Origin of the sequence: Sinomonas sp. B1-1 (genome assembly GCF_050474465.1) — a bacterium.
GTDB classification, from domain to species: domain Bacteria; phylum Actinomycetota; class Actinomycetes; order Actinomycetales; family Micrococcaceae; genus Sinomonas; species Sinomonas flava.
Genome location: NZ_JBCHVF010000001.1, coordinates 186,179 through 206,053, shown reverse-complemented (window position 1 = coordinate 206,053; position 19,875 = coordinate 186,179). Strand labels below are relative to the sequence as shown.

The following is a 19,875-nucleotide window of genomic DNA, read 5'->3' as shown; positions in this document are numbered from 1 at the left end:
GTGGTGGTCTGGGTCGTCGAAGGACGGGGAGGCTGTCAGTCAGCCGCGCGCTGCCGCCGCGGACCGGTGGCCGCGCGCACCTCGAGGGTGAGGCGGTGGTCCATGCGGTCCTTCTTGGTCTGCAGGTAGCGGAGGTTCTCCGCTCGGGAGGGCACCTCGGTGGGCACCATCTCCACGATCACGACGCCGGCGTCTGCCAGGCGGTGCTTCTTGTCGGGATTGTTGCTCAGGAGCCGGATCCGGGTGAGGCCCATCTCGACGAGGATCTGGGCAGCGGCGCGGTACGAGCGGGCGTCGACGGGCAGGCCGAGCTGCTCGTTGGCCTCGACCGTGTCGAAGCCGGCCTCCTGCAGGGCGTAGGCCTTGATCTTGTTGGCCAGGCCGATGCCGCGGCCCTCCTGGCCGCGAAGGTAGAGCAGTGTGCCACCCTCCTGGCCGATCTTCTCGAGGGCGTAGGCAAGCTGTTCGCCGCAGTCGCAGCGGTACGAGCCGAAGACGTCCCCTGTCAGGCATTCGGAGTGGAGGCGCACGAGGGGCGCCGTGCCGTCCACAGGCGCCATCGGCGAACTGACCGCGAAGTGCTCGACTCCCGTCTCCTCGTCGACCCAGGCCTGGGCGACGAAATCGCCGAACGCGGTGGGCAGCTTCACGATCGGACCCCCGGAGACGGGATGCGGTCGGTGCACGTCGTCGGGGGAATGCCGCTTGGTCATGAGACTCCTCCCCGGCCGCCGCCTGCGGCGACGAACGCTGACAGCTCCTCGATCGAGATGAGCGGGCAGCCGTGCGCGTCCGCGAACTCGCGGAGCGCCGGAAGCCTCATCATCTCGCCGTCGTCGTGCACGACTTCGGCGATGACGCCCACGGGCGCCAGACCGGCGAGGCGGCAGAGCTCGACCGCCGCTTCGGTGTGGCCCGGCCGGGCCAGCACACCACCGTCAACCGCCCGCAGGGGGAATATATGCCCCGGCCGGCTGAAGTCGGCGGCCGTCGAGGACGGCGAGGCGAGTGCCGCGACCGTCTGGGACCGCGCGGTCGCGCTGATGCCGGTGCCCGTGCCGATGAGGTCGCAGGAGACGGTGTAGGCCGTTCCCTTGGCGTCCTGGTTGTCGGCCACCATCGGGGGAAGCGCGAGCCGTTCCGCGGTCGCACCGTCCATGGGCGCGCAGACCACCCCCGAGCTGTAGCGGATGGTCCAGCCCATGAGCGCTGGCGTCGAGTGCTGCGCGGCGAAGATGATGTCGCCTTCGTTCTCGCGGTTCTCGTCATCGACCACGAGGACGGGCTTCCCCGAGCGGAAGGCGTCGACCGCGGCGCTGACCGGTTCGAGCCGGATGGCCTGTGCGGGGGCGCTCACAGCTGGGCCCCCTCACGCGAGAAGGAGAGCAGGCGGGCCGTGTACTTCGCGAGGACGTCGACCTCGAGGTTGACGGGTGCGCCGACCGCCTTCGCTCCGAGGCCCGTGTCGGCAAGGGTCGCCGGAATGAGGCCGACCTCGAACCACTGCTCCTTCTCCCCCGCCGGGCTCACGGCGGTGACGGTGAGCGACACGCCGTCGATCGCGATGGAGCCCTTCTCGGCGATGTAGGGCGCGAGGCTGGCCGGCACGGAGAACCTCAGCCGGTGCCAGGCCGCCTGGGGCTCACGCTCGATGAGCGCGCCGACGCCGTCGACGTGGCCCTGGACGACGTGGCCGTCGAGACGGCCGCCCGCTGGGACGCAGCGCTCGAGGTTGACCGCGTCGCCGGCCTTGAGGGTGCCGATGGTCGTGCGGGCGAGGGACTCCCCCATGACGTCGACGGTGAAGCGCTGGCCGTCGTTGGTCACGGCTGTCAGGCAGCATCCGTCGACGGCGATCGAGCCGCCGAGAGGCAGGTCGCGGGCGAGCGTCGGCGCGCTGAGCGTGAGGACCGCGCTGCCGTCGGCCGAGCGCACCTCTTCAATGGTCCCGCGCTCGGCGATGATTCCGGTGAACATCAGTGGGTCTCCTTGGAGCTGTCGTCCGCGGCGGACGGCGCCGCGGGTGCGAGATGGAAGCGGACGTCCGCGCCGAGGCGGCGGACGGACCCGCCGTCGGCCTCGTCCCAGCGCCAGTGCTGGGCATCGGCGAGCGTGCGGACGCCGAGGTCGGCCACGGCGTTCTTGCCGGAGCCGAGGATCGTCGGGGCCTGGTAGACGATGAGCTCGTCGACGAGGCCCGCTGAGAGGAAGGCCGCGATGACGCGGGACCCACCCTCCACCATGAGGTGCCGGACTCCGGCCGCGAAGAGCTCCTCGAGAGCCTCGGTGGGGTCCTGGGTCCGGAGGTGGACGAAACGGCCGTCGGACCCGCGCACGGCTGCGTCCTCGGGCACGTCGCGCAGGCCCATGACGGCGCGCAGCGGCTGGTGGGCCAGGAGCGACCCGTCCTCGGCGCGCGCGGTGAGCCGCGGGTTGTCCACCGCGACGGTCTGGCTTCCCACGAGGATCGCGTCGATGCGCGAGCGCGTGGCGTGGTTGTCCGCGAGGGACTCCGGGCACGTGATCCACTGGCTCGTCCCGTCCTCGGCGGCGATCCGCGAGTCGAGGGTCTGCGCGATGTGCAGGGTCACGAACGGCCGGCGCTCCGCGACCGCGGTGAGCCAGCGTCGGTTCAGCTCGGCGGACTCCGCTGCGAGAGCGCCCGACTCGACGTCGACACCCGCAGCGCGCAGCGTCCGGGCGCCGCCGCTCGCGATGTCGTGGGGGTCGTCGATGGCGTAGACGACGCGCGCGATACCAGCACCGATGATCGCCTGTGCGCAGGGCCCGGTGCGCCCTGTGTGGTTGCACGGCTCAAGGGTGACGTACATCGTCGACCCGGCCAGGTCCACCCCGCCGCGCTGGGCGTTGGCAATCGCGTCAGCCTCGGCGTGCGGGGTTCCCGCCCCGCGGTGGTACCCCGTCGCCAGTGTCGTCCCGTCGCGTCCGACGGCGACCGCCCCCACGAGCGGGTTCGCTCCCCTGACGCCCTGGGATGCGAGCGCGAGTGCCCGCTGCATGTGTGCGAGGTCCTCGGCCGCCCAGTGCGCGCGAAGGTCCTCGGGGGATGGGGCGCTCACGCGGCCACCTCCCGGCTGTGCCGCGTCATGGGCCCGACGCCGGATCGGGGCCTGAGGCCCACCTCGCGTGCGTGGAAGGCGGATCCCGTCAGGGGGATCCGCGCTGTCAAGAGCCACTGCATGAAGTCCATCGCAACCTCCTTTTCCTTCACCGCAGCGGCTCCGGGGTTGCGACAGATGCGGCGCCGCCGATGACGGCGCACCGCACACTGCACGTGCTTCTCCCATCCAGACTCTAACTGTCGGTGCCGGAATTCCACCGGCTCAACCGACGTCCCTGCTCGGATGAGCTGGGCCGCCGGGTCGCGGACTGTCACCGCCGGTTCGGACTTTCACCGACCCCGGAGCACGTTTCGTTTGCTATCTGGCCGTGTGGCGCCTGCTTCGATGACAGTTCAACCAAACGACCAGTGACATTCTGACATATCAGGAGCGCTTTTACGCATGCGCCGCGTCACATGGAGTCAGCGGCGCGAGGCGGCCTGGGCGAGTCCGCGGAGCTTCTCGACGGCCGCTCCGGGATCGTCGGCGCCGTAGACCGCCGAGCCGGCCACGAAGACGTCGGCCCCTGCCTCCGCCGCGCGCTCGATGGTCGCCTCGGAGATGCCGCCGTCGACCTGGATCGCCACCTTCGCCCCGCTGCCGTCGACGGCGGCGCGGGCGCGACGGATCTTGGGCAGGGTCACGTCCAGGAACGACTGGCCTCCGAAGCCCGGCTCGACGGTCATGACGAGGAGCATGTCGAGCTCGGCCAGCATGTCGAGGTAGGGCTCGACGGCGGTGGCGGGTCGCAGTGCCATGCCGGCCTTGGAGCCCCGGGCGCGGAGTTCGCGTGCAAGCTTGATGGGGGCGGTGGCGGCCTCGGCGTGGAAGGTGACCGACGCGAGGCCGAGGTCCGCGTAGAGCGGCGCCCAGCGGTCGGCGTCGGCAATCATGAGGTGGGCGTCGAGCGGGACCGGGCTGACCGCCTGGAGCCGCTGGACCACCGGAAGGCCCAGGGTGAGGTTCGGCACGAAGTGGTTGTCCATGACGTCCACGTGGACGGCATCCGCCGTCGAGATCCTGGCCAGTTCGGCCTCGAGGTTGACGAAGTCGGCGGAGAGGATGCTCGGGTGGATGCTGCAGGTCACTCAGGACTCCTTGGTCGGCGCGCCGGTGGATGAGCGGCGCGTGGACGGATCGCTGGACGGAAGCTTGCGGAAGAGCGCCAGGAACATCGCGTCGGTCGCGTGGACGTGCGGCCACAGCTGGGCGGTGCCGTCGTGGCCGGCTTCCAGGGGCCGCAGCGCCACCGCGTCGAGCGCTTCGCCGGCGTCGAGGAGTTCGACGTCCGATCGGCGCCTGAGTGCGTCCTGGACGACGACCGTGGTCTCGGCCGGGTGCGGCGAGCACGTCACGTAGCCCACGACGCCGCCCGGTGCTGTCGCGTCGATCGCCGAATCCAGCAGGGCCCGCTGGAGCGGACCCAGTTCGGCGAGGTCGTTCGGGGTGCGACGCCACCGTGACTCAGGCCGTCGGCGGAGGGCTCCGAGCCCGGTGCAGGGCACGTCTGCGATGACGCGGTCGAACTGGGCCGGCTGTTCGCGCCCGAGCTCGCGGCCGTCGCCCAGGCGCACTGCCCACGACTCCCCCGGTACGGGCCGCAGTGCCTGCCGCACGAGGTCGGCCCGGTGGGGCGCAGCCTCGTTCGCGAGCAAAGTCGCCCCCCGCTGCGCGGCGAGAGCCCCGAGCAGCGCGGCCTTCCCGCCCGGTCCGGCACACAGGTCGAGCCACCGCTCGTGGTGGGCTGCGGCGTCCTCCGCGGCCTTGCCGGCGAGGGGCGCCGAGGCGACGGCGCGGGCAACGAGCTGCGACCCGACGTCCTGGACGCGCAGCGTCCCCGTGCGCACGGACGACCACCGTCCGAGGTCTCCCCCGCCCGAGAGGGCGGAGTCGTCCACGAGGCTGCCTCGTTCGGCACCGTCCTCGAGCGCTTCGGCCAGCGACCCGAGCCCCGGAAGGGCGACGAGGTTGACGACCGGAGCAGCGTTGTCGGCTTCGAGGAGTTCGTCGATCTCGGCGGGTGGGCGCCCGTGGGCGACGAGGGACTGCCTCAGCGCCCGGACGATCCACGCGGGGTGCGCATGGCGGAGCGCGTCCCGCTCGGTGTCGTCGGCCGCGTCCGCCTCGAGCTCGTGGAGCCACTCGTCCAGCGTGCGCTCGCTCACGCGGCGCAGGACAGCGTTGACGAGGGAAGCTGGGCCGGCACCGACGACCGCGCGGACGAGGCCGACGGTCGTGTCGAGCGCCGCGTGCGGCGGCACCCGCATCCCTAGGAGCTGGTGGGCCCCGAGCCGGAGGGCGTCGAGGACCGCGGGATCGAGCTGTGCGAGGGGCCGGTCCACGCAGCGCGCCAGCACGGCGTCGAGGGTGCCCCGCCCGCGCAGGGCGCCATAGGCAAGTTCAGTAGCGAAGGCGGCATCCCTCCCGGCGAGCCGATGGTGCCGAATGCGTGCGGGGAGGACGAGGTTCGCGTAGGCGTCCTCGGACGAGACGGCGCGGAGGACCTCGAAGGCGACGAGGCGGGCCGGATCCGCGCGGCGTGTGCGCTGGCTCGGCGCCGTCCTGCTCTGCTGCCGCTGTCCCTGGCCCCGGTTGCGCTCGCGGCCCTGGGCGTCACGGCGCGACGGCCGGCCGCCTGACCCCCGGTGTTCCCGTTCGCTCATCCGAGCACCTTCCCTTCGATGTCGCCGGCGCCCCGCGCCCAGTCGGCCGCGCCCATCATCTTCTTTCCGGACGGCTGGACCCTCGTGAGCTCGAGGGCGTGCGTGCCCGTCCCGACCACGAGCGCCTTCCCGGCCCACGCGAGGCGTCCCGGCGCCACCCCGTCGACGTCGGGACGGAGGCGGGGCGGCTCGAGCTTGAGGCGCTGCCCGTCGAGGAGCGTCCAAGCCCCGGGCTCCGGCGTCACTCCGCGCGCCCGGCGGTGCAGCGCGACCGCCGGCTGGGACCAGTCGAGGTGCCCGTCCTCGAGCGTCAGTTTGGGCGCGAAGGTCGGATCTCCGGCCTGTGCCTGAGGCTCGAGCCGGCCCGACGCAATGCCCTCGAGCGTGGCCACCAGGAGCGTCGCGCCGCTCGACGCGAGCTCGGCGAACAGCTCGCCGCTGGTCGCCTCGGGACCGGGGGTCACTGCGAGCGTGCCGTAGACCGGGCCGGTGTCCAGCCCTTCCTCGAGCCTGAACGTCGAGGCGCCCACCACGTCGTCGCCGTGGATGACCGAATGCTGCAGGGGCGCTGCGCCACGCCAGGCAGGCAGGAGGGAGAAGTGCAGGTTCACCCATCCGTGCGTCGGAATGGCCAGTGCCGACGGGGGGATGATGCCGCCATACGCGACGATCGCCGCAGCCTCCGGTGCCCACGCGGCGATCTGGCGCGTGACCTCCTCGGTCACGCGCGCGGCCTTGACCACGGGGATCCCGAGCTCTGCGGAACGGGCGGCGACCGGGGACGGGGTCAGGACCCGCTTCCGGCCGACGGGTGCGTCCGGGCGCGTCAGCACGCCGGCGATCTCGAACCCGGCCGCCGCGAGGGCGTCGAGCGAAGGGACCGCGACCTGCGGGGTCCCGGCGAAGACGATCCTCATGCGGTGGAGCCACCGCCGAAGGCGGCGCCCTGGCCGGAGCCGAACGCTGATCCCACATGCGACGCGCGCTTCGTCACCGTGGCGTCGGCCACCGAGCGGTAGTCCAGCGCGCGGATGGCCCGCAGGGCGGCCTTTCGGTCCTCGCCCTCGAGCCTGTCCGGGAAGAGGATCCCGTCGAGGTGGTCTGTCTCATGCTGGGCGATCCGTGCGAGGAGGCCCTCGGCGTCGAACTCGAGGGGGTTGCCGTCTGCGTCGGCCCCCTTCACGTGGGCCCTCGCACGGCGGCGGACTGGGAAGGCGACGCCGGGGATGCTCAGACAGCCCTCGACGGCGTCGTCCTGGTCGTCGTCGGAGAGTTCGAGGACGGGATTCACGATGTGCCCACGGCGGCCATCGAACTGGTAGGTGAACACGCGCTGGCTCACACCCACCTGCGGGGCGGCGAGGCCGGCCCCGTCGACGTCCTCCATCGTCTCCATCATGTCGTCCACGAGGCGGCGCAGGCCGGGGCCGAAGTCGGTGACGGGCTCTGCAACGGTGCGAAGTACTGGGTCGCCGATGATCCTGATGGGCAGGATGGCCATGCAATCAAACCTTTCGGGTGGTATGGGGAGACGCCTGTCCAGTCTAGGCGCCGGGGGTGTGCGCGAGGATCTGCTCTTCAGCCCCCGCCCCGGCCTCAGCCCGAGCCCCACCCTCGGCTGGCGCCGGTGTTGCGGCCCGCGCCGGCGGCGGTGGCGGCAGCGGCAGAAGGGTGCGGCCGGCGGCCGAGACCTCCACACGCGCGGCCCAGACCCGCCGCAGGTGACAGAAGGCGAGCCAGTGCTCCCGCCTGACCTCGGGGTTCACCCTGACCGCGGCGGACTCCGTCTCGCCGACCGCCACGGCGATGAGGAGGGGGTCCTCCCCGTACGCCCAGGGCTCCCAGGATCCCTCCTGCGGGTCGACGAGGCTCTCCTCGGCCTTCATGCCTGCCACGAGCTGCATGGCAACCTTCTCGTCCGGCATCTTGACGCGGCCGTCCCGCGTCGTGCCCTTCGTCTTGTAGTCGACGAGGCAGATGCGCCCGTTGATCCGCGCCACGAGGTCGAGGGTGCCCGCGTACCCCAGCGTGTGGTTCCAGACGGTGAGCTCAGTGGCGATGGGCTCGACGCCGAAGTCGGCCCACCATTTCTCCACACTCGCCGCGAAGCCCTCCTCGCCGTGCTCGCGGAGGGCTTCCCGGGCCTCCCGCAGGGTGTTGGGGCGGCCAAGGGCCTCGAGTCCGAGCTGCTCGGCGAAGGTGTGGACCCGGTCCCCCCGTTCGGCGGCGGAGCGGGTGTAGGACTCTGAGGCGTCGACGGCCGTGCGCACGAGCGTGCGCATCTTTGCCGGGTTGTCGAGGACATTCCTGAGCTCGGGGTGGTCCGCGATGTGCTTCGCCGCCATGTAGCTGCGCCAGCCATCGAGCTCGACGGGCTGCTGGGCGATCACGGTGGTGATGGAAGGAACGGTCGGCGGCGTGCTGAACGACCTGCGGTACATGCGTCCGAACCCATCGGGCGAGGCTACTGCGAGCTGCGGAGCTGTCATGCTGGCACCCTTTCACAGCGGTCCGACACTCGTGCCGCCCACCCGCCGTCGTGATACGAGAAGGACCCCCGGACTCGCGTCCAGGGGTCCTGAAGTGTGGGCGATACTGGGTTCGAACCAGTGACCTCTTCGGTGTGAACGAAGCGCGCTACCACTGCGCCAATCGCCCGTGCTGCCTCGCGGACCGGGATGACCCGGGCCCCTGCGGCGCTCTACGACTCTAGCCCAGAGAGACCCGCACCGCCAAATCCCGTCAAGCGCGGCGCGGACGCGCCCACACCGCCGAGGCCGGCAGCCCGTCACCGTCTATTCCACCCTGGTCAATCCCCCGGGTGGAATAGGACGCGCGCCCCCGCGCGAGGGGCCGGCACGGATTTGTGCATTGGCCTGCCGTCCTATAGAGTCGTTACTCGTTGAAGCGCGCCTCAAGGCCTCGAACGACCCCTGATCAGGGGCCGTGATGGCCGGAGGCCGTGGATCACCCCCGCGGACGTAGCTCAGTTGGTAGAGCACCACCTTGCCAAGGTGGATGTCGCGAGTTCGAGTCTCGTCGTCCGCTCGCAGGACACTGTCGAAGCATCCTCGTGATGCCAACACGGTGGGGTGGCCGAGAGGCGAGGCAGCGGCCTGCAAAGCCGTATACGCGGGTTCGAATCCCGTCCCCACCTCGGTGGTCATACTGGCTCCCTGACGGGAGCGAGGGCGATTGGCGCAGCGGTAGCGCGCTTCCCTGACACGGAAGAGGTCACTGGTTCGATCCCAGTATCGCCCACGGAGGAGCCCAGGCTCCCCCTGCGGACGTAGCTCAGTTGGTAGAGCACCACCTTGCCAAGGTGGATGTCGCGAGTTCGAGTCTCGTCGTCCGCTCTCTCCCTGTTAAACGGGACACAACAGAACACGGGCGATTGGCGCAGCGGTAGCGCGCTTCCCTGACACGGAAGAGGTCACTGGTTCGATCCCAGTATCGCCCACGGAGGAGCCCAGGCTCCCCCTGCGGACGTAGCTCAGTTGGTAGAGCACCACCTTGCCAAGGTGGATGTCGCGAGTTCGAGTCTCGTCGTCCGCTCTCTCCCTGTTAAACGGGACACAACAGAACACGGGCGATTGGCGCAGCGGTAGCGCGCTTCCCTGACACGGAAGAGGTCACTGGTTCGATCCCAGTATCGCCCACGCACGCGGCGCACTGCGCCGCTTTTTTTGTGCCCGTACGCTCTCAGCGCAACCGGCCCGGAACGGGTTGGATTGGCCTCCGGTGCTGGCTACCATCGATTCCAGCAGGGGCGAATCTGGCCCCGCGGAGTGAAAGGAGGTGGCCGTGTCATTTCTCGACGACGTCAAGGGCAAAGCTGAGGAACTGATCAGCGGCAACGCCGAAGCCGTCAAGGGCGGCATCGAGAAGGTCGGCGACTTCATCGACGAGAAGACCGGTGGCAAGTTCTCCGGACAGGTCGACGGGGTCCAGCAGTCCGCCTCCGATTACGTCGACGGCTTGGACAGGGAAGATGCCCCTTCCGAGCCCTCCGAGGCTCCCGCACACCAGGCCTGAGCTTCCCTTCGTTTCGTCACTGAGTGCCGGTACCGCCGCGAGGCGGGACCGGCACTCGGCGTTTCCAGGCGCCTAGGCTAGGCCCCGGGCTCGCTTGTCCCGTCAGGACGGCTCGTGCGTCTGGCCCTCACGCGCCAGCGCGGTCAGGCGGGACACCGCCCGGAAGTACTTCTTCATGTACCCCCCGCCCATCATGTCCGGCGTGAAGAGCTCGTCGAATGGCACGCCGGAGGCCAGGATCGGGACGTCCTTGTCGTAGAGCCGGTCCGCGAGCACGACGAACCGAAGTGCCACGGCCTGGGACTCGATGGTGTGGACGTCCTTCCACACCACGCCGTCGATCCCGTCGATCAGCTGCCGGTACCGGCTCGGGTGGACGCCTGCAAGGTGCTTCATGAGATCCGCGAAATCGTCGACGGCGACCACTCCGCCGTCGAACTCGGCATTCATCCGGGAGTCGAGCTCATGGGTGGGAATCGGCTGGGGCGCGGCCGGGAGCCCGCGGTGGCGGTAGTCCTCCCCGTCGATGCGGACGACGTCGAACTGGTCGGCGAGTACTTGGATCTCGCGCTGGAAGTCGATTGCGGCGAAGCGGCCCTCGCCGAGCGCGCCGGGCAGCGTATTGGATGTGGCGGCTAGCTTGACCCCGGCGTCGGCGAGCTCGCGCATGAGCCGGGACATGAGCACGGTGTCCCCCGGGTCGTCCAGTTCGAACTCGTCGATGCACACGAGCCTGTACGAGCTGAGCGCGTCAACGGTCTTGCGGAACGAGAGCGCGCCGACGAGGTTCGTGTACTCGACGAAGGTCCCGAAGGCCTTGGGCCCGGGCGCAGCGTGCCAGAGCGATGCGAGGAGGTGGGTCTTGCCGACGCCGAACCCGCCATCGAGGTAGATGCCGGCACGGGAGGTGGGCTTGGAGCCGAAGATCCTGGAGAGGAAGCTTCCGTTGGAGGCTCCGATCGTGCTGCCGAAGCTCTGGAGTGCCCTGACCGCGGCAGCCTGCGACGGCTGTGCCGGATCCGGACGGTAGCTGTCGAAGGACACTTCCCCGAAGCGCGGAGACGGATGGAATCCCTTCAAGAGCTCCTCGACGGAGACTCTGGGCGTTCGGGTGGTGAGGTGTGCGACAGTCGCCAAGAATTTCCGTCCAGGGGGTGGGCTCTCAGAAGGGGCAGGGACAAGGATATCGTTTCGGTCCGGCCGCAGAGGGCGGTATGTGGGAGACCGCACACGTTTGGCCCTTCCCCCCTCGGCCCGGGGCGCCCCCCATGTTGCGCACCGTGACAGGTCCGACGGCGGGCGCGAGCGCGCACAGGGAACGCTGGCTAGGCTTGATTCGACCACTCAGGAGCGAGGACTTCCCGGGCATCCCGGCTGCCCCGCGCCCTGGCTCAGCCGAGCGAAAGGCACACCATGAGCTACCCCGTCGACAGCAGCGAGAAGTTCGCTGCCTATGCCCACCCCGAGCGCCTCGTGTCCACCGAGTGGCTTGCCGAGCAGATCGCCTCCGGCGCTGTCGGCGACGGCAAGCTGGTCGTCGTGGAGTCCGACGAGGATGTGCTCCTCTACGAGACGGGCCACATCCCCGGTGCCGTCAAGATCGACTGGCACACCGACCTGAACGATGAGGTTGCCCGCGACTATGTCGACGGCCCCGCCTTCGCGAAGCTCCTTGCCTCCAAGGGCATCTCCCGCGACACGACCGTGGTGATCTACGGCGACAAGTCGAACTGGTGGGCGGCCTACGCCCTCTGGGTGTTCACGCTGTTCGGCCACGAGGACGTTCGCCTCCTCGACGGCGGCCGGGACAAGTGGATCGCCGAAGGCCGCGAGCTGACGACGGAGGTGCCGGCCCCGGTCGAGGGCGACTACCCCGTGGTCGAGCGCAACGACGCGCCGATCCGCGCGTTCAAGGACGACGTCCTGGCGCACCTGGGCAAGCCGCTCATCGATGTGCGCTCCGCCGACGAGTACACCGGCAAGCGCACCCACATGCCCGCCTACCCCGAGGAGGGCGCGCTGCGCGGCGGCCACATCCCTACCGCGGCGTCGATCCCGTGGGCGCGCGCCGCCGCCGAGGACGGCACGTACAGGTCACGCGAAGAGCTTGAGGCGCTCTACCTCGGCGAGGCCGGCCTCACGCCCGGCGACGACGTCGTGGCGTACTGCCGCATCGGCGAGCGTTCGAGCCACACGTGGTTCGCGCTGAAGTACCTCCTGGGCTTCGACACCGTCCGCAACTACGACGGCTCGTGGACCGAGTGGGGAAACGCGGTGCGGGTTCCGATTGTGAAGGGGGAAGAGCGAGGCACGTGGCCGCTGGGCTGAACCGCGTCACCTGAGCCGCCCGGATCAGGCAGGCGGAAGGACAGCACGTGGCCGCTGGCCTGAACCGCGGCACCTGAGCCGCCCGGATCAGGGAGGCGGAAGCGGCGCTGCCGCAACCCGACGTCACACTGGGCCCCGCCCACGGCGAACACGCGCCGTGCGGCGGGGCCTTGCGCGTACCCTTGAAGGGATGAGCACGAACACCATGCCCGCTGCACTGGCGGAGATCGTCGAAGACTTCCAGGCCGTGGACGAACGCGAGCGGCTGCAGCTGCTGCTCGAATTCTCCCGGTCGCTCCCCGACCTGCCGGAGCGGCTCAGGGACCACCCCGAGATGCTCGAGCAGGTGGTCGAGTGCCAGTCGCCGCTCTTCATCGCGATCGAGACGGAGGCGCCCGCGGAAGGTACCGCGCAGGCGGCCGGGCCGGTCGTCCGGCTGTTCTTCTCGGCCCCGGCGGAGGCTCCGACCACGCGGGGCTTCGCTTCAGTGCTGCACGAAGGCCTCGATGGACTCACGGCCGCGGAGATCCTCGCAGTCCCCGACGACATGCCCGAGGAGCTCGGCCTCACGCGGGCGGTGACTCCGCTGCGCATGCGCGGGATGTCAGCCATGCTCGCCCGGATCAAGCGCAAGGTCCGCGGGGAGTGCCCGATCGGCGTCTGACGTGGGCAGGAAGTCCAAGAAGGCGCAGGAGGCGGACGGACCCGGGCACCACGGTCCCGCCACACCCGCCACGACGGCCCTCGACGCTGCCGGGATCGCGTACACCGCCCGCACCTACGACCACGACCCGTCGGCCGGCAGCTACGGCCTCGAGGCGGCGGACGCCCTCGGGGTGGAGCCCGGGCGGGTGTTCAAGACGCTCATGGTGGAGGTGGCCGCAGGCAGCGGGAGCCGGCTCTGCGTCGCCGTCGTCCCCGTCTCCGGCAGTCTGGACCTGAAGGCGGCCGCCGCAGCCCTCGGGGGGAAGAAGGCGGCGATGGCCGACTCCGCCGCCGCCGAACGGCGCACCGGATACGTCGTGGGCGGGATCTCGCCCCTGGGGCAGCGCCAGCCCTCCCCCACCGTCATCGACGACTCGGCCCTCGAGCATGCCACCGTGCTCGTGTCCGGCGGCCGGCGGGGCTTCGACATCGAACTCGCCCCCGATGATCTCGTCAGGCTCACCGGCGCGGTTGTCGCCACGGTCCGCAGCGTCGGTTGAGGTGCGCGCCTGACGCGTCAGCGGCGCGTCAGACGGTGCCTCCCGGGCCTCGCCGCGGCGCGAGCTGCTCCCTGAGCCACGTGCGCACCGCCCGTTCCCAGCGTTCGGGGTCCACGTTCCACTCCTTGGTGTGCCGGGCGTGCCGGAACGTCTCCAGAGTGACCATCTCCGGGTTCCGCTTCGCAAGCTCGAGGGAGGGGGCGACGGGCACGAAGTCGTCGTCGACGCTGTGCAGCACGAGGGTCGGCGTCCGCAGCTCGACGGCCCGGGTCACCCAGTCCATCGCCTTGAAGTCCAACGGTGCCGCGAGCCCGGTGAGCCGACGTCCCCACGGATGGCCGAGGAGCACCTGGCCGAACCGCCCCACCCGTGAGGGGATGCGGTTGAGCTTGGCCTGGAACGCCAGGACATGCACCCAGTCCACCACCGGCGCGTCGAGCACCAGGGCCCGCACGTTCTCCCTCAGCGTCGAGGAGTCGGCGGCCCGGAGGGCGATGGCCCCTCCCATGGACCATCCGAAGAGCACGACGTCGCGGGCGCCGGCGTCGAGCGCGTACTGGATGGCGACCTCGACGTCGCGCCACTCGGTCATCCCGAGCCCGTAGCGGCCGTCAGGGGTCGAGGGGGCGTCGCCGTCGTTGCGGTAGGACATGACGAGGCTCGTCAGCCCGAGCTCCTGCGCCGTGGGGAGCGCGCGGAGGCACTCGCCGCGCGTGGCACCCCGTCCGTGGACCATGATCGCCCACGTGGGCGAAGCGTGGCTGGCCGGGACGAGCCACGCCGGTGCGGCGCCCACGTCGAGGGGGAGCTCGATGTCGCGGAAGTCGAGCCCCAGGTCCGCCGGCGTGCTGTACACGAAGCCGCTCCAGCGCGCGCGGACCGCCTTCGTGAGGTCTCCCGAGTACTCGGCGAGCACCGGCCTGGTCACGGTGGACTCCTCGGGGGCGTAGTCCTCGAGATGCCCCAGGCGGACGTGGCCGGCGCCGCGGTCGAAGAAGAGGCTGTACTCGCCGTCGACCGTCGTCTCCGCCGTGGCGCGGAGGATCACGCGGCGCGTTTCCCCCTCGCCCTGGACGGCGAGGACCTCCTGGTCCTCCGCCTTGACCCGTTCCGGGGTGACGATCCGGCGCGCGAAGTACGCGGCAAGGGCCGAGCTGGATGCGGCGGCCGCGGAGGCGGCCAGGAGCGCGGCGCCGGCGCCCGCGGCTGCCCAGAACGTGCGTGGGAGCGGCTCGGCGGCGGACGACGGCGAGGGGCGGCCCGAGCGGGCAGCGCCCGCCTTGGCGGGACGAACACGGTGCGGCATGCTCTCATTGTGTCGCGTGCGGCTAGTCTGAGTGCATGAGCGCGCCGATCCTCATCCTGACCGAAGTGGCACTGGGCCCCAGCGAGCGCAAGGCGGTCGAGGGCCTCCTCGAGAACGGCATGGCCCGTCTCGAGATCCTTGTCCCCGCCGGCCGCAAGCGCCGTCTCGTGGTCGACTTCCTCGACCACCTCTCGATGCTCGAGTTCGGCAAGGCCGTCGGCGGCCTCACGGACAAGGGGCCGGGCCCCGAGTCGGCGCGCGCGCTCGCCCAGACTGCACTCGCCACGTCCCTCGCCGCCCTCGAAGGACTCGGAACCGACGTCTCGGGGAGCATCATCGAGGGGGACCCCGTGCAGGCCCTCGCCGACCGCGCCTCCGCCACGGCGGCAGAGCAGGCCGTGGTGGTGACGCTCCCCCACGCCATCGAGGACACGTTCCACACCGACTGGGCGAACCAGGCCCAGCGCAGGCTCGGCATCCCCGTCCTGCACCTGTACGCGGGGACGGGATTCATCGGGGACTCCTGAACGTTGTTCTGAGCATGGACACCACCCCGACAACCCCCTCCCCCGATCCCGCCCGCGAGAAGGTCCGCAAGTCGGACGCCGAGTGGCGTGCCCAGCTGAGCCCCGAGGAGTACCAGGTCCTCCGGCAGGCCGGGACGGAACGCGCCTTCACCGGCGAGTACTGGAACACCCACACGCGCGGCTCCTACCGGTGCCGGGCCTGCGGCGCCGAGCTGTTCACCAGCCAGGAGAAGTTCGACTCGCACTGCGGCTGGCCCTCGTTCTGGGCCCCTCTCGCCGAGGACGCGGTCGTGTACCTGCACGACAGGACCCTCGGCATGGAGCGGATCGAGGTCCGCTGCGCCACCTGCGACTCGCACCTCGGCCACGTGTTCGAGGGTGAGGGCTACGCGACGCCCACCGACCAGCGGTACTGCATCAACTCGATCTCCCTGACGCTCGTCCCCGACGAGGGCTGACGGGCCCGCGTCAGGATCCTGCCCCTCTGCGGCGGGCCGAGCCTGGTGAGGACCAGCGCGCGGCCCGCCGCTCGGCCTTCCTGCAGACCTGAGACCAAGACTTCCTGATGCTCGGGGCTTCTTAGGCCCAGTGTGTCCGCCCTCTCGCTACGCTCGACTCACCAGCAGAAGAAAGCGAGAGTGACATGTCCGCCATCGCCGTCGCGACTCCCAGCGCGTCCACTCCCCATGCCCCGGTCCAGAACGATCCCGCGTGGCTCTCCCTGAAGAGTGCAGCCATCGAGCTCCAGGGCCTCCAAGCGCAGGACGGTTCGGTCCCGGAGCCGGACAGCCGGGACCGCGCAGCAGCGCTCGTGGAGCTGATCGTGGCCGGCGTCGAGGCCCTCGCCCCGCGCTTCCCGCACGACGCCGAGTACCTCCGCCTGCTCGCAGCCGACTTCCGCGCGTGGTCGGCGGGCGGCTTCGGGGTACCGGACTTCCTGGACTCGCTCGTCGCCTTCCAGCCGCAGCTGGAGAGGGCCGACGGCCGCCAGCACCTCGTCGTCTTCCCGATGTACACCCAGAACGGCAGCAGGAACCGCTTCGTCGAGGCCGTCCTGGTGGAGGTCGTCTGGCCCGACTTCATCGCGCAGCTCGAGGCCGGCGAATACAGCAACAGGCTGTTCGTGCCGATCCGCTTCCTCGACTTCACGCCGGGCTACGCGTCGAACTCCGCCGTGCTGTTCCCGGAGACCGTGGCGATGCGCGAGGTCCCGACGTTCACCTGGGGGGCGATCTTCGCGGACCGGGAAGCCGCCCGGTTCCGCCGAGTCCTCGACGCGGCGGCGAGGATCACCAACCTCGACCTGCCCGAGGAGGCCGCCGAGCTCATCGCGGACCAGGGGCTCGCGCAGGAGACCTTCGTCATGTGGGATCTCATCCACGACCGCACGCACATGCGCGGCGACCTCCCGTTCGACCCCTTCATGATCAAGCAGCGCATGCCGTTCTTCCTCTACTCGCTCGAGGAGCTCCGCTGCGACCTCACCGCCTTCCGGGAGTGCGTGAAGATCGAGTGGGACGAGACTGCGGACCCGGCGGCCCGGAAGCACGCGAAGCTCGTGCAGTATGCCGTGGTCTTCGACCGGATCTTCCGGTTCGCCATCACGGGCGGCCGCGTGCGCAACTATGACGGCCTCGGCGGCCAGCTGCTCTTCGCGTGGATGCACCAGCACCGCGTCCTGAACTGGACCGACACCAAGCTCACGATCGACTGGGCGGAGGTGCCCGACGTCGTGAGCGCCCTCGGCAACGCCATCGATGAGCTCTACTGGCGTTCCATCGACCGGCCGAAGGTGGCACACTGGCTCGCAGCGTACGAGCTCATCTCGGGCACCGTGACGCCGCACCCGGCCTCCGTGTGGGCCAAGGGCCCCGACGCCCTGCCCCTGACGGGCACCCCGCGCGAGCTCACGGACCAGGTCCTCGACGACGAGTTCCCGCTGTCGATGTTCTACGAGGCCCTGGAGAAGAAGATGCGCACTGTCGTCGAGTCGACCGCCGGGATCACCGGGGAGACCGCCCTGCCCCCGGCGGCCGCGTGAGCACGGACAGCCAGCCTCCGCGGTCGCCGTCCGCCGGCGCGGAGGGTGCGGTGGTCGTCGTCGCCGGGGCCACGGCGGCCTCGGGGGTGGCGGCCGTGCGTGCCCTGCGCGCCGCCGGCGCGACGGCGATCGCCGTGGGCAGCAGGACGGGGCACCTCGCCGAGGTCTTCGGGGACCCCGCGCACGACGCCGGGGTACCCCAGTTCGCGTGCGACCTCGCCGACTTCGCAGCGGTCCAGCGGCTCTCCGCGGACGTGAGCGCCCGGTTCGGCGCGGTCGACGGGGTCATCCACCTCGTCGGCGGGTGGCGCGGAGGCGGCACCCTCGCGGACCAGGACGACGCCGACTGGGACTTCCTGGCCCGCGGCGCCATCACGACCCTGCGGAACACCTCGCGCGCCTTCTTCGACGCCATCGCGGCGTCGCCGCGCGGACGCTTCGCCATGGTCTCCACGACCACGCTCGCGCGCCCCAGCGCGGCGAACGCGAACTACCAGGCGGCCAAGGCTGCTGCCGAGGCCTGGACGCGGGCCATGGCCCAGGGCCTCGCCGCCGTGCAGTCCGCGCGGAAGGAGGGGCCGCTCCCCCAGACGAGCGCCGCCGTCGTCCTCGCCGTCAAGGCCCTGCTCGACGAGGCGATGCGCGCCAAGAGCCCCGAGCGGAGCTTCGCGGGCTACACCCATGTGGACGCGCTCGCAGCGCGCGCCGTCGAGCTGTTCTCCGACGACGCCGCCGCGGTCAACGGCGCGCGCCTCGACCTCACGGCGTGAGGCGTCCGCGGCTCCCCGAGACCCCCTGTAGACACCGACACCCTTAGGCATACTGTGACTGTGACTGACTCCCCTGCTCCGACCGTGCCCGCCTCCGTGCCGCTGCCCGCCGCCCCGTCCGGGTGGCCGCTCCACGATCCGGGCGTGCGCGGCTTCGCGTCGGACAACTACTCCGGCGTGCACCCCGAGGTGCTCGCCGCGCTCGCCGCTGCGAACGGCGGCCACCAGGTCGCCTACGGCGAGGACGACTACACGGCGAGGCTCCAGGAGGCCGTCAAGGGCCTGTTCGGAGAGGCGGCCGAAGCGTACCCGGTGTTCAACGGCACCGGCGCGAACGTCGTCTCCCTCCAGTCGCTGCTCCCGCGCTGGGGCGCCGTGGTGTGCGCGACGACCGCCCACATCAACGTGGACGAGAACGGCGCACCCGAGCGCGTAGGCGGGATCAAGCTCCTCGCCGTCCCTGCCCCGGACGGCAAGCTCACCCCTGGACTCATCGACCGGGAGGCCTGGGGCTGGGGCGACGAGCACCGTGCACAGCCGCTCGCCGTCTCGATCACCCAGTCCACCGAGCTCGGGACCCGCTACTCGGTGGAGGAGGTCCGGGCGATCACCGAGCACGCCCACGCCCGCGGCATGAGCGTGCACATGGACGGGGCCCGGCTCGCGAACGCGGCTGCGGCGCTCGGAGTCCCGGTGCGCGAGTTCACCTCGGGCGCGGGGGTCGACATCCTCTCCTTCGGCGGGACGAAGAACGGCATGCTGTTCGGCGAATGCGTCGTCGCGCTCAACCCCGAGGCGGCGCGCGGACTCACGTACCTGCGCAAGATGGACATGCAGCTCGCCTCCAAGATGCGCTTCGTCTCGGCCCAGTTCCTCGCCCTCCTCGAGGACGGCCTCTGGCTGCGCTCGGCGGCACACGCCAACGCGATGGCAGCCCGCCTCCGCTCGGCCGTCGAAGGGCTCGACGGCGTCGAGCTCACCCAGCCCACCGAGTCCAACGGGGTCTTTGCGATCCTGCCCGAGGGAGTGGCTGACCGCGTGCGGGAGAAGTTCCGCTTCTACGACTGGGACGCCTCCCGCCGCGAGGTCCGCTGCATGTGCTCCTTCGACACGACCCCCGAGGATGTCGACCGGTTCGCCGAGGCGCTGCGGGCGGAACTGGGGCGGTGAGCCTGGGCCGGCCGGCGACGCTCGGCCCCTCTGGACCGGCGCGCCGCTCCAGAGGGGCCGAAGGGCCTGAGCGTACGCTGGTGAGGTGACCGCACTAGCACACCTGCCTGCGGATTTCGTCAGCGCTCTGCGCTCACTCCGCAGCGCGTCGAACCGGCGCGAGCTGGGGCTCAAGGAGATTCCGGCTCCGGCCCGTCTGGCCCCGTACGCCGTAGCCCTCGAGGCCGAGGTGCGCGACGACGACGAGGAACTGGCGACTGGCAGGTTCATCCTCCTGCACGACCCCGAGCCGCCCGTGGTCTGGGAGGGAACGTTCCGCATCGTCACCTACATCCGCGCCCAGCTCGAGCCCGAGATGGGGAACGACGCCCTGCTGGGCTCCGTCGCCTGGACATGGCTCGTGGAGTCGCTCGAGAAGCACCACGCCGACTATGCAGCCGCGGGCGGGACTGCGACACGCGTGCTCTCGGAGTCCTTCGGGACCCTTGCCGGGCGCAGTGACGCGATCGACATCGAGCTGAGGGCCTCGTGGACTCCCGCCGGCCCGCAGATGAGGGACCACCTCGAGGCATGGTGCGACATGGTCTGCAGCTTCGCAGGCGTGCCGCCTCTCCCGCCGGGTGTCGCAGCGCTTCACTGGCGCCGTCCCCGCCCTGTGGAGAAGCCGTGAGCGCCGCCGGCACAGCCTGCACCGGCGGTACACTGACG

Annotated in this window: 22 protein-coding genes, 8 tRNA genes and 1 riboswitch; of the genes, 17 read left to right on the top strand and 13 right to left on the bottom strand. The window is 70.9% G+C overall.

Annotated features, from left to right (window positions below):
• Positions 1-35 precede the first annotated feature (35 nt).
• From ribA to ACQ5BE_RS00910, 11 genes are all read right to left on the bottom strand, one after another.
• Positions 36-713, bottom strand: coding sequence for a GTP cyclohydrolase II (ribA, locus tag ACQ5BE_RS00960; RefSeq protein WP_430295099.1), 678 nt, complete (start codon positions 711-713; stop codon positions 36-38).
• Positions 710-1,357, bottom strand: coding sequence for a 3,4-dihydroxy-2-butanone-4-phosphate synthase (gene ribB / locus ACQ5BE_RS00955; RefSeq protein WP_430295098.1), 648 nt, complete (start codon positions 1,355-1,357; stop codon positions 710-712). The genes ribA and ribB overlap by 4 nt, the downstream gene beginning before the upstream one ends.
• Positions 1,354-1,977 carry a riboflavin synthase gene (locus ACQ5BE_RS00950; protein WP_413250756.1) on the bottom strand — a complete coding sequence of 208 codons (624 nt, stop codon included), beginning with the start codon at positions 1,975-1,977 and terminating at the stop codon, positions 1,354-1,356. The genes ribB and ACQ5BE_RS00950 overlap by 4 nt, the downstream gene beginning before the upstream one ends.
• The gene (gene ribD / locus ACQ5BE_RS00945) at positions 1,977-3,020 is read right to left on the bottom strand and encodes a bifunctional diaminohydroxyphosphoribosylaminopyrimidine deaminase/5-amino-6-(5-phosphoribosylamino)uracil reductase RibD (protein WP_430295743.1); all 1,044 of its coding nucleotides are present in this window, start codon (positions 3,018-3,020) and stop codon (positions 1,977-1,979) included. Before ribD ends, ACQ5BE_RS00950 begins: the two co-directional genes overlap by 1 nt.
• A gap of 56 nt (positions 3,021-3,076) precedes the next feature.
• Complete coding sequence (locus tag ACQ5BE_RS00940; protein ID WP_430295097.1) at positions 3,077-3,211, bottom strand: hypothetical protein; 135 nt, start codon at positions 3,209-3,211, stop codon at positions 3,077-3,079.
• An 81-nt stretch (positions 3,212-3,292) separates the two neighbouring features.
• Positions 3,293-3,433, bottom strand: a riboswitch (FMN riboswitch).
• Between the two features lie 111 nt (positions 3,434-3,544).
• Complete coding sequence (rpe, locus tag ACQ5BE_RS00935; protein WP_430295096.1) at positions 3,545-4,210, bottom strand: ribulose-phosphate 3-epimerase; 666 nt, start codon at positions 4,208-4,210, stop codon at positions 3,545-3,547.
• On the bottom strand, positions 4,211-5,785 hold the full coding sequence (locus ACQ5BE_RS00930) for an RsmB/NOP family class I SAM-dependent RNA methyltransferase (RefSeq protein WP_430295095.1): 1,575 nt from the start codon (positions 5,783-5,785) through the stop codon (positions 4,211-4,213).
• Positions 5,782-6,702, bottom strand: a complete 921-nt coding sequence (gene fmt / locus ACQ5BE_RS00925; RefSeq protein ID WP_430295094.1) for a methionyl-tRNA formyltransferase — start codon at positions 6,700-6,702, stop codon at positions 5,782-5,784. Before fmt ends, ACQ5BE_RS00930 begins: the two co-directional genes overlap by 4 nt.
• Positions 6,699-7,286 carry a peptide deformylase gene (gene def / locus ACQ5BE_RS00920; RefSeq protein ID WP_430295092.1) on the bottom strand — a complete coding sequence of 196 codons (588 nt, stop codon included), beginning with the start codon at positions 7,284-7,286 and terminating at the stop codon, positions 6,699-6,701. The genes fmt and def overlap by 4 nt, the downstream gene beginning before the upstream one ends.
• A 43-nt stretch (positions 7,287-7,329) precedes the next feature.
• Entirely contained in the window at positions 7,330-8,274 is a 945-nt protein-coding gene (locus ACQ5BE_RS00915) for a cytochrome (protein WP_430295091.1), read from the bottom strand.
• 97 nt (positions 8,275-8,371) lie between these two features.
• A tRNA-Val gene (locus ACQ5BE_RS00910) sits at positions 8,372-8,443 on the bottom strand.
• A 317-nt stretch (positions 8,444-8,760) separates the two neighbouring features.
• On the opposite strand from ACQ5BE_RS00910, the gene ACQ5BE_RS00905 reads away from it, so the two are divergent.
• The 8 genes from ACQ5BE_RS00905 (at position 8,761) to ACQ5BE_RS00870 (ending at position 9,820) form a co-directional block, all read left to right on the top strand.
• Positions 8,761-8,833 (top strand) — tRNA-Gly (locus ACQ5BE_RS00905).
• A 38-nt stretch (positions 8,834-8,871) separates the two neighbouring features.
• Positions 8,872-8,942 (top strand) — tRNA-Cys (locus ACQ5BE_RS00900).
• 32 nt (positions 8,943-8,974) lie between these two features.
• Positions 8,975-9,046: transfer RNA gene (locus ACQ5BE_RS00895), tRNA-Val, on the top strand.
• Between the two features lie 22 nt (positions 9,047-9,068).
• Positions 9,069-9,141 (top strand) — tRNA-Gly (locus tag ACQ5BE_RS00890).
• A gap of 32 nt (positions 9,142-9,173) precedes the next feature.
• Positions 9,174-9,245, top strand: a tRNA-Val gene (locus tag ACQ5BE_RS00885).
• Between the two features lie 22 nt (positions 9,246-9,267).
• Positions 9,268-9,340: transfer RNA gene (locus tag ACQ5BE_RS00880), tRNA-Gly, on the top strand.
• A gap of 32 nt (positions 9,341-9,372) precedes the next feature.
• Positions 9,373-9,444: transfer RNA gene (locus ACQ5BE_RS00875), tRNA-Val, on the top strand.
• Between the two features lie 145 nt (positions 9,445-9,589).
• The gene (locus ACQ5BE_RS00870) at positions 9,590-9,820 is read left to right on the top strand and encodes an antitoxin (protein ID WP_344297893.1); all 231 of its coding nucleotides are present in this window, start codon (positions 9,590-9,592) and stop codon (positions 9,818-9,820) included.
• Between the two features lie 102 nt (positions 9,821-9,922).
• Here the strand turns inward: ACQ5BE_RS00870 and zapE are convergent, their stop codons facing one another.
• Entirely contained in the window at positions 9,923-10,957 is a 1,035-nt protein-coding gene (gene zapE, locus ACQ5BE_RS00865) for a cell division protein ZapE (RefSeq protein WP_430295090.1), read from the bottom strand.
• 276 nt (positions 10,958-11,233) lie between these two features.
• Here zapE and ACQ5BE_RS00860 point away from each other — a divergent pair, with 276 nt between their 5' ends.
• From ACQ5BE_RS00860 to ybaK, 3 genes are all read left to right on the top strand, one after another.
• Complete coding sequence (locus tag ACQ5BE_RS00860) at positions 11,234-12,148, top strand: sulfurtransferase (RefSeq protein ID WP_430295089.1); 915 nt, start codon at positions 11,234-11,236, stop codon at positions 12,146-12,148.
• 190 nt (positions 12,149-12,338) lie between these two features.
• Positions 12,339-12,812 (top strand): SufE family protein, encoded by a 474-nt coding sequence (locus ACQ5BE_RS00855; protein ID WP_430295088.1) that lies wholly within the window; start codon positions 12,339-12,341, stop codon positions 12,810-12,812.
• 1 nt (position 12,813) lies between these two features.
• Positions 12,814-13,353 (top strand): Cys-tRNA(Pro) deacylase, encoded by a 540-nt coding sequence (gene ybaK, locus ACQ5BE_RS00850; protein WP_430295087.1) that lies wholly within the window; start codon positions 12,814-12,816, stop codon positions 13,351-13,353.
• Between the two features lie 28 nt (positions 13,354-13,381).
• Here the strand turns inward: ybaK and ACQ5BE_RS00845 are convergent, their stop codons facing one another.
• On the bottom strand, positions 13,382-14,659 hold the full coding sequence (locus ACQ5BE_RS00845) for an alpha/beta hydrolase family protein (protein ID WP_430295086.1): 1,278 nt from the start codon (positions 14,657-14,659) through the stop codon (positions 13,382-13,384).
• Positions 14,660-14,694: 35 nt separating this feature from the next.
• Here ACQ5BE_RS00845 and ACQ5BE_RS00840 point away from each other — a divergent pair, with 35 nt between their 5' ends.
• The 6 genes from ACQ5BE_RS00840 (at position 14,695) to ACQ5BE_RS00815 (ending at position 19,837) form a co-directional block, all read left to right on the top strand.
• On the top strand, positions 14,695-15,186 hold the full coding sequence (locus tag ACQ5BE_RS00840; RefSeq protein WP_430295085.1) for a hypothetical protein: 492 nt from the start codon (positions 14,695-14,697) through the stop codon (positions 15,184-15,186).
• Between the two features lie 14 nt (positions 15,187-15,200).
• Complete coding sequence (gene msrB, locus ACQ5BE_RS00835) at positions 15,201-15,644, top strand: peptide-methionine (R)-S-oxide reductase MsrB (RefSeq protein WP_430295084.1); 444 nt, start codon at positions 15,201-15,203, stop codon at positions 15,642-15,644.
• Positions 15,645-15,829: 185 nt separating this feature from the next.
• Positions 15,830-17,227: a DUF6421 family protein gene (locus tag ACQ5BE_RS00830; RefSeq protein ID WP_430295083.1), complete on the top strand. Its 1,398-nt coding sequence runs from the start codon at positions 15,830-15,832 to the stop codon at positions 17,225-17,227.
• Complete coding sequence (locus ACQ5BE_RS00825) at positions 17,224-17,997, top strand: SDR family NAD(P)-dependent oxidoreductase (protein ID WP_430295082.1); 774 nt, start codon at positions 17,224-17,226, stop codon at positions 17,995-17,997. Before ACQ5BE_RS00830 ends, ACQ5BE_RS00825 begins: the two co-directional genes overlap by 4 nt.
• Positions 17,998-18,093: 96 nt before the next feature.
• On the top strand, positions 18,094-19,167 hold the full coding sequence (locus ACQ5BE_RS00820; RefSeq protein WP_430295742.1) for a threonine aldolase family protein: 1,074 nt from the start codon (positions 18,094-18,096) through the stop codon (positions 19,165-19,167).
• Between the two features lie 85 nt (positions 19,168-19,252).
• Complete coding sequence (locus ACQ5BE_RS00815; protein ID WP_430295081.1) at positions 19,253-19,837, top strand: DUF3000 domain-containing protein; 585 nt, start codon at positions 19,253-19,255, stop codon at positions 19,835-19,837.
• Positions 19,838-19,875: the final 38 nt, after the last annotated feature.